Source organism: Phenylobacterium sp., assembly GCF_019636135.1.
In the GTDB taxonomy this organism is placed as follows: Bacteria; Pseudomonadota; Alphaproteobacteria; order Caulobacterales; family Caulobacteraceae; genus Phenylobacterium.
On sequence record NZ_JAHBYD010000013.1, the window covers coordinates 74,219 to 87,448 of the forward strand.

Annotated in this window: 15 protein-coding genes; 5 read left to right on the forward strand and 10 right to left on the reverse strand. The window is 70.7% G+C overall.

Going from position 1 to position 13,230, the window contains the following annotated elements; translation table 11 throughout:
* Positions 1-102 precede the first annotated feature (102 nt).
* The 4 genes from KF737_RS11025 to KF737_RS11040 are packed head-to-tail and all read left to right on the forward strand — an operon-like array spanning position 103 to position 3,669.
* A complete protein-coding gene (locus tag KF737_RS11025) occupies positions 103-1,254 on the forward strand; it encodes an ABC transporter permease (RefSeq protein WP_296454362.1) in 1,152 nt (383 codons plus the stop codon).
* Positions 1,251-2,078 carry an ABC transporter ATP-binding protein gene (locus KF737_RS11030; RefSeq protein WP_296454364.1) on the forward strand — a complete coding sequence of 276 codons (828 nt, stop codon included), beginning with the start codon at positions 1,251-1,253 and terminating at the stop codon, positions 2,076-2,078. The genes KF737_RS11025 and KF737_RS11030 overlap by 4 nt, the downstream gene beginning before the upstream one ends.
* Positions 2,078-3,043: an MlaD family protein gene (locus KF737_RS11035; protein WP_296454366.1), complete on the forward strand. Its 966-nt coding sequence runs from the start codon at positions 2,078-2,080 to the stop codon at positions 3,041-3,043. Before KF737_RS11030 ends, KF737_RS11035 begins: the two co-directional genes overlap by 1 nt.
* Positions 3,040-3,669 (forward strand): ABC-type transport auxiliary lipoprotein family protein, encoded by a 630-nt coding sequence (locus tag KF737_RS11040; protein ID WP_296454370.1) that lies wholly within the window; start codon positions 3,040-3,042, stop codon positions 3,667-3,669. Before KF737_RS11035 ends, KF737_RS11040 begins: the two co-directional genes overlap by 4 nt.
* A gap of 727 nt (positions 3,670-4,396) precedes the next feature.
* Here the strand turns inward: KF737_RS11040 and KF737_RS11045 are convergent.
* From KF737_RS11045 to KF737_RS11060, 4 genes are read right to left on the reverse strand one after another with little or no spacing between them, the layout of a single operon-like run.
* Positions 4,397-5,290, reverse strand: coding sequence for a bifunctional 5,10-methylenetetrahydrofolate dehydrogenase/5,10-methenyltetrahydrofolate cyclohydrolase (locus KF737_RS11045; RefSeq protein ID WP_296454371.1), 894 nt, complete (start codon positions 5,288-5,290; stop codon positions 4,397-4,399).
* Between the two features lie 18 nt (positions 5,291-5,308).
* Positions 5,309-5,770 (reverse strand): NUDIX domain-containing protein, encoded by a 462-nt coding sequence (locus KF737_RS11050; protein ID WP_296454373.1) that lies wholly within the window; start codon positions 5,768-5,770, stop codon positions 5,309-5,311.
* Positions 5,770-6,780 (reverse strand): S1/P1 Nuclease, encoded by a 1,011-nt coding sequence (locus KF737_RS11055; protein ID WP_296454376.1) that lies wholly within the window; start codon positions 6,778-6,780, stop codon positions 5,770-5,772. Before KF737_RS11055 ends, KF737_RS11050 begins: the two co-directional genes overlap by 1 nt.
* 38 nt (positions 6,781-6,818) lie before the next feature.
* Positions 6,819-7,403 (reverse strand): glutathione S-transferase family protein, encoded by a 585-nt coding sequence (locus KF737_RS11060; RefSeq protein WP_296454378.1) that lies wholly within the window; start codon positions 7,401-7,403, stop codon positions 6,819-6,821.
* A gap of 187 nt (positions 7,404-7,590) precedes the next feature.
* On the opposite strand from KF737_RS11060, the gene KF737_RS11065 reads away from it, so the two are divergent.
* On the forward strand, positions 7,591-8,070 hold the full coding sequence (locus KF737_RS11065; RefSeq protein ID WP_296454380.1) for a 3D domain-containing protein: 480 nt from the start codon (positions 7,591-7,593) through the stop codon (positions 8,068-8,070).
* Positions 8,071-8,251: 181 nt separating this feature from the next.
* On the opposite strand, the gene KF737_RS11070 is transcribed toward KF737_RS11065, so the two are convergent.
* The 6 genes from KF737_RS11070 to cobA are packed head-to-tail and all read right to left on the reverse strand — an operon-like array spanning position 8,252 to position 13,187.
* The gene (locus tag KF737_RS11070; protein WP_296454381.1) at positions 8,252-9,085 is read right to left on the reverse strand and encodes a ferredoxin--NADP reductase; all 834 of its coding nucleotides are present in this window, start codon (positions 9,083-9,085) and stop codon (positions 8,252-8,254) included.
* Between the two features lie 12 nt (positions 9,086-9,097).
* On the reverse strand, positions 9,098-9,844 hold the full coding sequence (locus KF737_RS11075) for a phosphoadenylyl-sulfate reductase (RefSeq protein WP_296454384.1): 747 nt from the start codon (positions 9,842-9,844) through the stop codon (positions 9,098-9,100).
* The gene (locus KF737_RS11080; protein ID WP_296454386.1) at positions 9,841-10,341 is read right to left on the reverse strand and encodes a DUF934 domain-containing protein; all 501 of its coding nucleotides are present in this window, start codon (positions 10,339-10,341) and stop codon (positions 9,841-9,843) included. Before KF737_RS11080 ends, KF737_RS11075 begins: the two co-directional genes overlap by 4 nt.
* Entirely contained in the window at positions 10,325-11,980 is a 1,656-nt protein-coding gene (locus KF737_RS11085; RefSeq protein WP_296454387.1) for a nitrite/sulfite reductase, read from the reverse strand. Before KF737_RS11085 ends, KF737_RS11080 begins: the two co-directional genes overlap by 17 nt.
* 5 nt (positions 11,981-11,985) lie before the next feature.
* Positions 11,986-12,345: a DUF2849 domain-containing protein gene (locus KF737_RS11090; RefSeq protein WP_296454389.1), complete on the reverse strand. Its 360-nt coding sequence runs from the start codon at positions 12,343-12,345 to the stop codon at positions 11,986-11,988.
* Positions 12,342-13,187: a uroporphyrinogen-III C-methyltransferase gene (cobA, locus tag KF737_RS11095; RefSeq protein WP_367273224.1), complete on the reverse strand. Its 846-nt coding sequence runs from the start codon at positions 13,185-13,187 to the stop codon at positions 12,342-12,344. The genes KF737_RS11090 and cobA overlap by 4 nt, the downstream gene beginning before the upstream one ends.
* Positions 13,188-13,230 lie beyond the last annotated feature (43 nt).

Below are 13,230 nucleotides of genomic sequence, written 5' to 3' on the forward strand. Positions count from 1 at the left end.
ACGTTGGCCTGCGGCGCCGCGAAGCTCGGCGCGGCGTCATCGAGGGAGGACGATCCCGCACGGAAGGCTGGACAGCCACGCCGCACACCGGGACAACGCCGCATGGAGCACGCTGCTGCATTCCGGATCGACGCCCCCGAAGGCGACGCGGGGACCGAGCCCCCCATGGCGATCCTCAGCGGCGACTGGACCACCCACTGGATGGTGGGCGACGGCGCCGACGAGGCGCTGGCCGCGGAGCTGGCCGGCTGGCGCGATGTCTGGCTGGACCTGACCCGGGTGCGCCGGATGGACACCGCCGGCGCGTTCGCCATCGTCCGGGCGGCGGGCCGCGACGGCTTCTCCCTCGATCGGCTGAAGGCGCGGCCCGAGCAGAGGCGCCTGATCGAGCTGGTGGACAACGCCCACCGGGTCGAGCCGATCGTGCGGCCCGAACCGAAGGGCTTCCACAGCCTCACGATCCGGATCGGCAAGGGCGTCGTCGACCTCCAGGCCGAATTCCTCGACACCATGGCCTTCTTCGGCCACCTGCTGGTGGCCGCGGCGCGGATGGTGGTGAACCTGTTCGTGGCGCCCGGGAAGATCCGCTGGGCGCCGATCTTCGGCCAGATGGAGCGCGCGGGCCTCGACGCCATACCCATCGTGGCGATCACCACCTTCTTCATCGGCGCGGTCGTGGCGTTGCTGGGCGTGAACATGCTGCGGCAGTTCGGGGCGGAGGTGTTCGTCGTCGAACTGATCGGCGTGGCGGTGCTGCGCGAGTTCAACATCGTGATCACGGCGGTCCTGCTGGCCGGCCGCTCGGCCTCGGCCTTCGCCGCCGAACTGGGCTCGATGAAGATGCAGCAGGAGGTCGACGCCATGCAGGTGATGGGCGTCGACCCGTTCGAGGCCCTGGTGCTGCCGCGGTTCATGGCGCTCCTGATCACCATCCCCCTGCTCACCTTCGTGGCGACCCTGGCCGGGCTGCTGGGCGGCCTCATGGTCACCTGGACGACGCTCGACCTGGGGCCGACGTTCTTCCTGCAGCGGATCGTCGACAACGTGGGCGCCACCCACTTCTACATCGCGCTGTCCAAGGCGCCGGTCATGGCCGGCGTGGTCGCCAGCATCGGCTGCCGCCAGGGCCTGCTGACCGGCGGCGACGTCCAGTCGCTGGGCCGCCGCGTCACCGCCGCGGTGGTGCATGCGATCTTCGCGATCATCATGCTCGATGCCGCCTTCGCCCTCGTCTACATGGAGCTCGACCTATGACCGAGTTCCGCCCCGACCCGGCCCCGGATGAGAGCCTGCTGGACGAGGAAGGGCCGGCCATCGAGATCCACGGCCTCAGGACCGCCTTCGGCGACCACGTGATCCACGACGGCCTCGACCTGGTGGTCGAGCGCGGCGAGGTGATGGGCGTCGTCGGCGGGTCGGGCGCCGGCAAGTCGGTGCTGCTCAACACGATCATCGGCCTGCGCAGGCCTCAGGCGGGCACGATCAAGGTGTTCGGACAGGAGCTGGACCGCGCCTCGCGCCGCCACTGGTCCCAGTTGGAGCAGAGCTGGGGCGTCCTGTTCCAGGGCGGCGCCCTCTTCTCGAACCTGACCGTGCGCGAGAACGTTGCGGCCCCGATGTTCGAACACACCCGCATGTCACGGCGCGAGGCCCACGAGCTGGCGGAACTGAAGATCGCCATGGTCGGGCTGCGGCCCGAGGCCGCCGCGCTGAAGCCCGCCGAACTCTCGGGCGGGATGAAGAAGCGCGCCGGCCTGGCGCGCGCGCTCGCCCTCGACCCCGAGCTCCTGTTCCTCGACGAGCCGACCTCCGGCCTCGACCCCATCGGCGCGGCCGCCTTCGACGAGCTGATCAAGGATCTCGCCGACAGCCTGGACCTCACGGTGTTCATGATCACCCACGACCTCGACTCCCTCTACGCCATCACCGACCGCGTGGCGGTGCTGGCCGACAAGCACGTGGTCGCCACCGCGACGGTCCACGAGCTCGAGAAGTCCGATCACCCCTGGATCCGGGAATACTTCCAGGGTCCCCGGGGACGGACCGCGCGGCAGGCCCGGATGGGCGAGGACGCCTGATGGAAAGAAACGCCAACTACGCCCTGGTGGGCCTCTCGACGCTGATCCTCACGGTGGCGCTGGCGGTGTTCATCGTCTGGCTCGCGCGCCTGCGCATCAACGCCGAGTACGATCTCTACGACATCGTCTTCCAGGGCCCCGTGCGGGGCCTGAACGAAGGCGGCGAAGTCCACTTCAACGGGATCAAGGTCGGCGAGGTCACGACGATCGCGCTCGACAAGACCAACGCCCGCAACGTCATCGCGCGCGTGCGGGTGACCGAGGACGTGCCCGTCCGCACCGACAGCTACGCCACCCTGGAGCCGCAGGGCATCACCGGCCTCAACTACGTGCAGATCACCTCGGGGTCGCCCAGCAAGCCGCTGCTCAAGGAGGCCGACAAGCCCCGGTGCGAGCAACAGGGCCTCGGGCGCGACTGCATCCCCGTGATCCACAGCCAGCGCTCCGCCATCTCGGACCTGCTGGAGGGCGGCGGCACGGTGCTGACGCGCACCATCGAGGCGCTGGACCGCGTGAACCGCGTCCTGTCGGACCAGAACATCAAGACCTTCTCGGCCGCGCTCTCCGACACCCAGGCCGTCACCGCCGAGATGCGCGAGCGCAAGGCCCTGATCGCCGACCTGCAGAGCGCGATCCAGCGCGCCGACACCGCCGCCGACGAGATCGCCAGGCTCTCGGCCTCGACCCGCGGCCTCGTCGAGGGCGACGGCTCCCGGGCGGTGAGGAACCTGGCCGACGCGGCCGACGAGGCGCGCGCCGCCGCCAAGGACGCCCGCGGGATGATCGGCCGCCTGCAAGGGCCGACGACGGAGTTCGCGACCAACGGCCTGCCGCAGGCCACCGCAGCCCTGATCCAGCTCCAGCAGGCCGCCGAGTCCCTCGAAGGCCTGGTCAACGAAGTCCGCTCCAGCCCCACCGGCGCGCTCGGCAAGGCCAGCGCGAAGGAAGTGAAGGTGCCCCAATGACGCGCACGACCGGCCTCCTCCGCCTCGCCGCAACGGCCGCCGTGGCGCTGTCGCTCGGCGGCTGCATCTCGCTGCTGCCCAAGACCCGCGAGGCGCACCTCTACCGCTTCGGCCAGCCCCTGGCCGCCGAGGCCTTGACCGCGCCCCAGGGCCGGATCGGCGTCTTCCGGACGAACGCCACCTTCCAGCGGGAGGCGGCCGGCGACCGGCTGCTGACCATCACCGGCGGGCAGGTCGCCTATGTCGCCGACACGCGCTGGGTCGCGCCCGCGGTCGTGCTGTGGGACGAGGCGGTGCTGGCGGCGTTCGACGCCGACCACGGCCCCGTGCGGCTCATCTCGCGCGGCGAGCCGGCCGCGGCCGACTATGTGCTGCGCCTGGACGTGCGCAACTTCGAGGCCCGCTACGAGCGCGGCGCGAAGGCCGCCCCGACGGTCGTGGTGAGGGTGCGCGCCGCGATGACCCGCGGCGCCGATCGCAGCGTCGTCTCGGAACGGATCTTCGAGACGCGCGTCGTGGCCGCCGACAACCGCGTCGGCGCGATCGTGCCGGCCTATGACCGCGCCGTCGCCGAGGTGCTGAAGGACGTGGTGGCCTGGACCACCGCCGAGGCGAAGCCCGCCTGATCCGCAGGAGCCACAGGACCTCGCGATCCCGGAGCGCGCCTGCCTCTCCCGCTTGCGGGAGAGGAGGACCGCCCGCCGAGGCCGCAGGCCGAAGAGCGGGTGGGGGAGAGGGAAAGCCTCCTCCACGACATCGACGACACCCCGGTCGAGCCACCTTGCCGGCCACTTGCCCCGCGCGCCCTCCCCCCTCCCTGCAGGGCAATCGCATATGGCTTGTGGGCGGCTTGTCCGCCCGATTCGTGAACCGCAGAGATCGCGGAGATGCGCAGAGAAGCTCTCTCACGATTGTCATCCCGGTTTCGCCGCAGGCGAAGACCGGGACCCAACCGTCCGGTGCTCTGAGGTTGTTATCTGGCCCCGCTCGCCAGGGGCCGGCCCCCAACCATCGACGCACCGGAGGGTTGGGTCCCGGTCTTGGGCTACGCCCAAACCGGGATGACAAACGGGGAAAGCCTCCGCGTATCTCCGCGATCTCTGCGGTTTTGACGACGGCCTTTCGGCCGCCCGCATCCATATGCGATCGCCCTCCCCCTCCCTGAACGTCATGGCCGGGCCTGTCCCGGCCATCCAGACACGCAGGCGTGCGAGAGCGGCCCGCGGCGGGCGCCGCTGCGAGCTGTTCGGGATCGGTGTCTCTGGATGGTCGGGACAGGCCCGGCCATGACGTTCGAGAGGGGTTCAGAACCGCGAACGGGCCTCGCCGCCCCGGCGGGGGTCGCCTGGAAACCTAGGCCGGAAGGCCGGCTTGCAGCTTGGCGGCCTTCACGGTGTTGGCCAGCAGCACCGCGACCGTCATCGGGCCGACGCCCTTCGGCACCGGCGTGATCGAGCCCGCGACCTCGCGGGCCTCCTTGAAGTTCACGTCGCCGACCACCTTGGTCCTGCCGAGCGCCGCCTGCTCCGGGTCGTCGAAGGGCACGCGGTTGATGCCGACGTCGATGACGCACGCGCCGGGCTTGATCCAGTCGCCGCGGATCATCCGCGGCCGGCCGACGGCGGCGACCAGGATGTCGGCCGTGCGGCAGACCGCCGGCAGGTCCACGGTGCGCGAGTGCGCCATGGTGACCGTGCAGTTCTCGGCCAGGAGCAGTTGCGCGACCGGCTTGCCGACCAGCAGCGAGCGGCCCACGACCACGGCGGTCTTGCCCGTCAGGTCGCCCAGCGTCGCCTTGATCAGCTCCAGGCAGCCCGTGGGCGTGCAGGCCACCAGGGCGGGCAGCCCCGCGACCAGCCGCCCGGCGTTCACGACATGCAGGCCGTCGACGTCCTTGTCGGGCCCGATCAGCTCGATCACCGGCGTCTCGTCGAGCGGCTCGGGAAGCGGGAGCTGCACCAGGATGCCGTGGATCCCCGGGTCGGCGGCGAGCTTCCGGACCACCGCCTCCAGCGCCGCCTGGGTCGTGTCGCCGGGCAGCAGGTGCGTCTCCGAGCGCATCCCCGCGGCCCTGGACTGCTCGCCCTTCGACTTCACGTAGAGCTGGCTGGCCGGATCGTCGCCGACCAGCACCACCGCCAACCCCGGCTGCAGCCCATGCTCGGCCTTCAGCCGCGCGACCTCGGTCGCCACATCCGCCCGCAGCCGCTCGGCCACCGGCGCGCCCTCGATGATTCTGGCCGTCATGGCGCGCTCGCTAGCGCCTCAGGCGCGCGCACGCAATCGCAGCCACGCGGCGACGGCCCAGGCGTGCGACTCGCGCTCCAGCTCCACGACCGCCTGGCCGGGCTCCATCCACACCAGCCTGTGGTCGTCCTCCGTCTTCAGGGCGGCGTCCTCGGCGGCGACGCGTCCGGCGAAGAAGACGCCCCGCGTGTTCCGGATCACCCGGTCGTGGTGCAGGAAATAGTGGTCCGCGTGGACGAACGGCGCCGCGTCCAGCCGCACGGACAATCCCGCCTCCTCGCCGCACTCGCGGACGGCCGCCTGGGCTTCCGTCTCGCCCTCGTCCAGGCCGCCGCCCGGCAGGTGGAGCAGCAGGCCCCGGCCCTCCCAGGCCACCTCGACCAGCGCGATGAGGCCGTCGCGCTCGATCACGCAGAAGGCGGCGGGCCGGTCGGCCGGTTCGTAGCCCGCCGGCGGATCGCCGAACTGGGGCCGGGCCATCAGTCGATGCCGTACAGCGCGGGATACGGGTCGACCTTGCCGGCCAGCACGTCCTTCACCGCCACCGGCTTCCAGCCCACCTGCCGGGCGCCGCTGGCCCGCCAGGCCTCGACGATCACGTCGCGCAGTTCGGACGCGCCCGCCGCCAGGCGCCCGGCGGCGAAGGCCGGCCCACGGGGGTCGCCCGGCGCCATGCCCCCGGCCTTCTCCATCTCGTAGAGCGGCACGACCTCGTTGCCGGTCGTGACGAGGTAGGTCGACACGCGCTGCTCGATCGGGCAGTCGCACAGCCTGAGCGGCGTCATCTTCGCCTTCACCGCGGCGGCCTTGACGCCGGCCAGCACCAGGTCGCCCTCGAACGGCCCGTGGATCCGGGCCTTGGTGTAGCCGTTCGGGTTCGGGCCGTCGCCCCAGCCGTTGTAGTGGTCGGTCACGTGCAGCGGCTGGCTGCCGTCGCCGACGAAATGGCCGAGCTCGCCCAGGCCCTTCAGGATCAGCGCCTCGCGGCGGATGCGGTCCTCGCGGAACCAGGCGCGGTGGGCGGCCCACTTCGGGTTCTTCTCGGCGGCGGCGAGGACGCGCCAGTAGGCGAAGTCGGTGACGAGCTGCTGCCAGCGGTCGATGATCGAATACGGCAGGTAGCCCGCCTTCCACTGGTCGAGGCCGGCGGCGCGCAACTGCGTCTCGTACTCGGCGCGGGTGGCGGCCAGGGGCAGCATCGGCGGCCCGCCCAGCACCTTGCCGTCGAGGTCGAGGTCGACGAAGTGGCCGGGGTCGCGGTCCTGGTCGTGCAGCTTGCCCGAGCCCTTGGAGCGGTCGGGCTCGCGCGACAGCTCGCCGACGTCGCGGGCGGCCTGCGGCGTGCGCAGGAACGCCGGCAGGTCGGCCGGCAGCGCCTTCAGCGCCAGTTCGCCCACCATTCGGTGGCCGGTGTTGCCCCAGGCGAGCAGGGAAGACGGCGTGGCGAGAGCGGCGAGCGCGGCCAGGGCCGGCGCGAGGAGGCGTTTCATGCCTCCGGTGTCGCGTGGCCGGGTGACAGACGCAAGCGCTAGTCGCGGATGTTCAGCGCCTGCTCCACGCGCGCGACCCAGGCTTTCACCGCCGGATACTGCGCGAGGTCGAAGCCGCCCTCGGGCGCGACGCGGGTGTAGGCGACGAGCGCCACGTCGGCGAGGGTCACCACATCACCGACGAGATAGGGCGAGCCCTGCAGCGCCAGCTCCAGCCGCGCCAGCGCGTGGCCGCCCCGCTCGACGATCCGCGGCTCCAGCTCGCCCACGGGCTTTCCGAGGTAGCGCACCTGGAAGCGGGCGACGGCGACATAGGGCTCGTGGCTGTACTGCTCCCAGAACATCCACTCCAGCATCCGCGCCCGGTCGTAGGCGTCGGCGGGGACCAGGTGCGAGCCCTCGGCGAGGTGCAGGATGATGGCGTTGGACTGCGCCAGCGGGCGGCCGTCGTCCAGGATCACGACCGGGACCTGGCCTGCCGGATTCATCGCCAGGAACGCCTCGGTGCGCGACTCGCCGGCCATGATGTCGGTCTCGATCCACGCGTAGGCGCGGCCCACCGCGTCGGCCGTCCATTTCACCTTCAGGCAGTTCCCGGAGATGCTGTCCCCATAGATTTTCATGCGCCGCGCCCCTTCATCCGAAGCCTCGCCTTGGGGTGAAATCCCTTTGTGGACAAGTGATACGGCCTGAGCGGGCGTGTAAGGAAAACTCACAGGCCGCGACTGATCGCCCTTCCGGGGTTGCCCCGGGCGACCTCAGCCGGTAGGAGTCCGGCCACCAGTTCAACGACGAAGGAGGACGCCGTCAATGCGACGCCGCCTCGCCGCCCTGGCAGCACTTTCCGCCATCGGTATCGCGTCCAACGCGCAAGCCGCGAATAACGATCCCGTGGGCGACCTGATCACCTCGGTGATCTCCGGGGCCCTGCCCGGGACGGGCGTCTTCAACGTGAAGGCGACGCTCTATCATGCCGGCGCCAAGGGCGTGGGCGTGCTGGACAGCCTCGGCTGCAAGGTCGTGCCGATGCGCACCATCGCGGTCGACAAGACCGTGATCCCGCGGCGCACCGTGATCTTCATCAAGGAGACCGTCGGCCTGGCGATGCCCGACGGCAAGCCGCACGACGGCTACTGGTACGCCTCCGACATCGGCGGCGCGATCAAGGGCAAGCGCATCGACCTCTTCACCGGCAAGAACGCCGCCTCGATGAAGCCGATGCAGAACCTGAACCTCTCCACCCTCACCGCGGTGAAGGTCGGCGAGTTCAAGGGCTGCCCGCCGGCGTAGCCTCAGCTTCCCTTCACGGACCACATGGATCGTGGGCGGCCCGTCCGCCCGATTCATCAACCGCAGAGATCGCGGAGATACGCAGAGAGCTCGCGGATCTCCCGGAATCCTCCGCGTGTCTCCGCGATCTCTGCGGTTTGACTGACGGCCTTTCGGCCGCTCGAAGCCATAGGCGACCTGCTCAGGTCTCGACGAACGCCTTCTCCAGCACGAAGTCGCCGGGCTGGGCGATCGAGCCTTCGACGTAGCCGCGGTCGAGAAGCTGCTGCTTCAGGTCGGCCAGCACCGACGGGCCGCCGCACAGCATCACCCGGTCCTCGGCCGGGTCGAAGGCCGGCAGGCCGAGGTCGGAGAACAGTTGGCCGCTCGCGATCAGGTCGGTGATCCGGCCCTTCGTGCGGAATTCCTCGCGCGTGACGGTCGGATAGTACTTCAGCTTGTCGCCGATCAGTTCGGAGAGGATCTCATCCTCCTTGAGCTCTTTCTCGAACAGTTCCGCGTAGTTGAGGTCGCGGACTTCGCGCACCGTGTGCGTCACGATGACATCCTCGAAGCGCTCGTAGACCTCGGGCTCGCGCGCCAGCGACAGCCAGGGCGCGAGGCCCGTGCCCGTGCCCAGCATGTAGAGCCGCTTGCCCGGCTTCAGGCCGTCCAGCACCAGCGTGCCGGTGGGCTTGCGGCCGATCAGCACCTGGTCGCCCACCTTGATGTTCTGCAGCCGCGAGGTCAGCGGGCCGTCCGGCACCTTGATCGAGTAGAACTCCAGTTCCTCGTGCCACGACGGCGAGGCGATGGAATAGGCGCGCACCAGCGGCTTGCCGTCCTCCTTCACGAGGCCGACCATCACGAACTGGCCGCTGGAGAAGCGCAAGGCCGGGTCGCGGGTCGTGCGGAACGAGAACAGGGTGTCGGTCCAGTGCTGGACCCACGTCACGGTCTCGACGAAGAAGGCGCCGGACGCCTTGAGGCCCCCTTGGGGGGCCTGCGCCGGCTGAGCAAAGGTCACGTCGTTCATTCCACTGATGCCCTAGATATCGCCGCCGACGTTGTTGGGCGTCCCCGGCGCACGCGCGACATGGATGCCGCACTCGGTCTTGTCCATCCCCTTCCAGCGGCCGGCCCGGACGTCTTCGCCCTCCGCGGCCGGCTGGGTGCAGGGCCAGCAGCCGATCGAGGGGAAGCCCTGCGCCACCAGCGGATGGGCCGGCAGGCCATGGGCCTCGGCATAGGCGTCGAGGTCGTCCCGGCCCCAGTTGGCGAGCGGATTGAACTTCACCTTGCCGTCGGCGTGCTCGACCACCGGCAGGTTCAGGCGGTCGCCGCCGTGGAAGCGCTTGCGGCCCGTGATCCAGGCGTCGAACTCACCGAGCGCGCGGTCCAGCGGCGCGACCTTGCGCACCGCGCAGCAGGCGTCGGTGTCGGTCTGCCAGAGGTTGGCCTGCGGATCGACGGTGGCCAGGTCCTGGTAGTGCGGACGCAGGTCGCGCACGTTGGTCAGGCCCAGCCGCTCGGCCAGGGTCTTGCGGTAGTCCAGCGTCTGGCCGAACAGCATGCCGGTGTCGAGGAACAGCACCGCGATGTCGGGCTTCACCCTGGCGGCGATGTCGAGCAGCACCGCCGACTCCGCGCCGAACGAGGAGACCAGCGCCAGCCGGTCGCCGAAGCTCTCGACCGCGGCCTCGAGGATGGTGCGCGGGTGGGCCCGGCGGAGTTCCGCGTCGAGGCGGAGCACCGTGGCGTCCTGTGGGCTGAAGGCGTCGTAGGCCACGCTCACCGTTCGCGCTCCGCGAAGGCCGGCTCACGGCCGTCGGCGGCGCGCTGGTAGACGTGGCGGAACCGGCGGGTGGCCGCCTCCCATTCCTGCGCGCCCGAGCCGTCGGCCGGCTCGAAGGCGTCGAAGCCGCAGCGGCGCATGAAGTAGGCCTGCTCGCGCAGCACGTCGCCGACCGCCCGGACCTCGCCCGCGAAGCGGTAGCGCTCGCGCAGGATGCGGGCGTTGGAATAGGCCCGCCCGTCGCGGAACTTCGGGAACTCGAACGCCACCAGCGCCAGCCGCGGCAGGTCGTAGGCCAGCGCCTCGACCTCCTCGTCGCTCTTCAGGCGCACGCCGACCGCGCGGCCCTCGGAGAGCAGGCGGTCGCCCTCGGCCTGGAAGCGCGCCAGCGACAGGATGACGTCGCCCTGCGGCACGTCCTGGTCGTCGGCCACGTTCGTGAACGGGTCCTCGACCGGATACAGGTTGCCGTCCTGGAGCTTAATGCGCGTCGGCATAGACGGCCTCCTTGAAGGGCGCGACGCCCGTGCGGCGGAAGGTGTCGAGGAAGCGCTCGCCGTCGCGGCGCTCGCGCAGGTACACCTCCACCATCTGCTCGACGGCGTCGGTGACCTTGTCGGCGGGCAGCGCCGGGCCCAGCATCGAGCCGAGGGCGGCGTCTTCCTCGCCGGAGCCGCCCAGGGTGACCTGGTAGAACTCCTCGCCCTTCTTATCGACGCCCAGGATGCCGATGTGGCCCACGTGGTGGTGGCCGCAGGCGTTGATGCAGCCGCTGATCTTGATCTTCAGCTCGCCGATCGCCTCGGCGCGCTCGGGATCGGCGAACCGCTCGGCGATGTGCTGGGCCACCGGGATCGCGCGGGCGTTGGCCAGGGCGCAGTAGTCGAGGCCCGGGCAGGCGATGATGTCGCTGATCAGGTCGATGTTGGGCGTCGCCAGCCCCGCCGCCTTCAGCGCCGCGTAGACGGCCGGCAGGTCGTCCAGCTTCACGTGCGGCAGGATCAGGTTCTGGGTGTAGTTCACCCGGATCTCGTCCAGCGAGTAGGTCTCGGCCAGGTCGGCCGCGACGTTCATCTGCTCCGAGGTCATGTCGCCGGGCGTCTGGCCCGGCGTCTTCAGCGAGACGTCGACCAGGGCGTAGCCCGGGACCTTGTGCGGATGGACGTTGTGCCGGAGGAACCGCGCGAACGCCGGATCGGACGCCTTCAGCTTCTCGACCGCCTCGGACCGCGGCTTCAGCGCCTCGAACTTCGGCGTGAAGTCGGCGCGGATGCGGGCCAGCTCGATATCGGGCAGGTCGACCTGCTCCTGCTCGGACTTCTCCCATTCGGCCTCGACCTGGCGGGCGAACGCCTCGGCGCCGAGGCTGGCCACCAGCACCTTGATGCGGGCCTTCCAGATGTTGTCGCGCCGGCCATAGCGGTTGTAGACGCGCAGGATCGCCTGCAGGTAGCTCAGCAGGTGGCGGGTCGGCAGGAACTCGCGGATCGTCGCGCCCAGGTAGGGCGTCCGGCCGAGGCCCCCGCCCACCATCACCTCGAAGCCCAGTTCGCCGCCGCGGCCGCGCCGCATGGCCAGGCCGATGTCGTAGACCCTGGTCGCCGCGCGGTCCTTGGCCGAGGCCGTGACCGCGATCTTGAACTTGCGCGGCAGGAAGCTGAACTCGGGGTGCAGCGTCGACCACTGGCGGATCGCCTCGGCCCAGACGCGCGGGTCGTCCAGCTCGTCGGCGGTGGCGCCGGCGTAGGGGTCGGCGGTGACGTTGCGGATCGTGTTGCCCGAGGTCTGCATGGAGTGCATGCCGACCTCGCCCAGGGCCGCCAGGATGTCCGGGGCGTCCTTCAGCTTGATCCAGTGCAGTTGCAGGTTCGTGCGCGTCGTGAAGTGGCCGTAGCCCTGGTCGTAGGTCGACGCGACCCAGGCCAGCTTGCGCAGCTTCTTGGAGGTCAGCGTCCCGTACGGGATCGCGATCCGCAGCATGTAGGCGTGGAGCTGCAGGTAGAGGCCGTTCAGCAGCCGGATCGGCTTGAACTGGTCCTCGGTGATCTCGCCGGCGATGCGGCGGCCGACCTGTTCGCGGAACTCCGCCACGCGGTCGTCGGTGAATTCCTTGTCGATGACGTCGTACTGGTACATCGGCGCTACTTCCGCTTGATCAGGTTGACGCGGCCGGTCGAACGGGCCGCGCCGATGGCGTGGCGCAGGGCGTCGATGTCGTCGCCGCCGTCCGCCTGCTTGCCGTGCTGGGGATGGTTGGTGGGGCCGAGACACCGCACCCGCTCGCGGAAGCTGAGCGGCGCCCACAGGCCCTCGGACTCGATCACGTCGATCAGGTAGGGATCGACCACCACGGTCTGCTGCGACTTGGCGGCGCCCTCGGCCGCCTCGGCCTTGCCGGCGTCGTCGAACAACTCGGCGTCGCGGAAGCGGGCGACCCATCGGCCGTGGCTCCAGAAGACGGCCTCGCCGTCCTGCAGCATGTTGCCGGTCAGCGCCTTCATGCGCGGGCCTCCTGGATGAGCGTTTCGACTTGGGCGGGCGCGCCGCCCGCCCGGGCGAGCGCCATGGCCTCGCCCACGATCAGCAGCGCCGGGCCGGACACGGCCGCCGCGGCCCCGGGCAGCCCCGCCAGCGTCGTGACGACGCGGCGCTCGTCGGCGCGGCTGGCGTTCTCGACGATCAGCGCCGGCGTGGAGCCTTCGCGGCCGGCGCCCATCAGGCGCTGCGCGATCGGGGCGGCCATCGAGACGCCCATGTAGATCACGACGGTCTGGTTGGCCTTGGCCAGGCTCTCCCAGTCCAGGTCGGGCTCGCCGTTCTGGGCATGCCCGGTGACGAAGGTCACCGCCTGGGCCGAACCGCGGTGCGTCAGCGGCGCGCCCGCGTCGGCGGCGGCCGCCAGCGCGGCGGTCACGCCGGGGATCACGACGCACTCGACGCCGGCCTCGCGGCAGGCTTCCAGCTCCTCGCCGCCCCGGCCGAAGATGAAGGGGTCGCCGCCCTTGAGCCGCACGACGTTCAGGCCCTCGAGCGCGAAGGCGACCAGCATGCGGTTGATCTCGTCCTGGCTGTATGAGTGCCGTGACTTGCGCTTGGCCACGCTGATCCGCCGCGCCGCGCCGGGCGCCAGGGCCAGGATCTCGTCGGTGACCAGGCCGTCGTGGACCACCACCTGGGCCGCCTGCAGCGCCTTCAGCGCCTTGATCGTCAGCAGTTCGGGGTCGCCCGGGCCTGCGCCCACGAGGCTGACCCGGCCCGGAGCGCGCCCCTGGCCACGCCCACGGCCGCCACCCAGCACCACCAGGCGCCCGGCTCGCGTCACGCTGTCCCGATCTTGGCCCATCGTATAGCTTCTCTAACGCCGACCCTGGAAACACGACGGGACG